The sequence below is a fragment of the Pradoshia eiseniae genome (genome assembly GCF_002946355.1).
GTDB lineage: Bacteria > Bacillota > Bacilli > Bacillales > Pradoshiaceae > Pradoshia > Pradoshia eiseniae.
The window spans coordinates 1-1,223 of record NZ_PKOZ01000047.1; the positions used below are offsets into that span (position 1 = coordinate 1).

2 protein-coding genes are annotated in these 1,223 nt (G+C 34.9%); both read left to right on the plus strand.

Features of this window, described 5'->3' with window-relative positions; genetic code table 11:
- Positions 1-522: group II intron maturase-specific domain-containing protein (locus CYL18_RS18955; protein ID WP_330847615.1), on the plus strand; the 522-nt coding region annotated here is incomplete at its 5' end.
- A gap of 218 nt (positions 523-740) precedes the next feature.
- Positions 741-923, plus strand: coding sequence for a hypothetical protein (locus CYL18_RS18960; RefSeq protein ID WP_104851022.1), 183 nt, complete (start codon positions 741-743; stop codon positions 921-923).
- The last annotated feature ends 300 nt before the right edge of the window (positions 924-1,223 follow it).

A 1,223-nucleotide genomic window follows, 5' to 3' on the forward strand; every position in this document is an offset into this window, starting at 1 on the left:
TTAAAACTGAGATTGAAGAAATTTAACTTGGAAATAGCTGAGGATAAAACCAAGGTTATTCCCTTCGGGAGATTTGCGGAAAATAATGCAAAACGAACAGGGAATGGTAAGCCTGCAACCTTCGATTTCCTTGGATTTACTCATTATTGTGGGAAAAGTAAACAAGGAAAGTTTCGTGTTAAACGGAAATCGAGCAGAAAGAAAGTCCAAGGCAAGCTTAAAGAATCTAAGGAATGGTTGAAGTCTAATAGAAATAAAAGTATCCATCTAATCATGGAAAGATTTAGACGCTCTCTAGTAGGATACTACAACTATTACTGCATCACTGACAATTCTCAAACTGTTAATGACTTCAAAGAGAAAATCGAAATTTTACTATTTAAATGGCTGAATAGAAGGAGTCAGAGAAAGTCCTTTACATGGGATAAATTCAGGCTCTTCCTTCAAATGTTCCCACTTCCCAAACCAAGAATCAGGGTCAACATCTATGAATTAAGAAAAGAAATTAGCTATATTCTGTAAATGATAACTAGGAGGAGCCGTGTGCGTTAATAGCGCAAGCACGGTTCTGAGAGGGGGGAGAAGCACAATTTACCGTAAGGTAAAAAGGCTCTCTTCTACTCGACTAGCAGAAGAAGGATATTTCAATATAATAGAGAATAATTCCTTAAAGAAAATTCTATAATTCACCATTTTATTGTCAGCCATCCAAAATCATTCAGGGAACAGGAGTGATACCAATGTACCTTAATAAACAAGACAAAAGCGATAAGCAAAGGAAAGTGCAAGAATTATATAAAAAAAAGATAAATGAAGGAAAAGCAGCAAATCAACACAACCCAATATGGGAATTGATTTTTGATATTTGCGTATGGTGTGTACCTATTATCATTATACTTAATGTATGGTTTAAGGCTTTTTGAAATAATTGTAGACTCTCCAATTTTCAGTGATTGGCTTACATACAATTACTTGTGGTACGGGTCCTTGACCATTAAATCATATGTGTTATATGTGATCATTAAATGAAAAGCCAGCGAAGGAAATAAGTTGTAATTATGAAAGAAATCCACTTAAACAATCAGTGGCGTTGATCCAGGAAGAAGGATTAATGCCTTTTTGTGTTGAAGTTCTTATGGAAGTAAAGGGGCAGCATTCCTGTAATGAATGAAAATGAGATTTGAGCGTAAAAAGACCTCTTGATATGATGAAAGTGTCCTAAA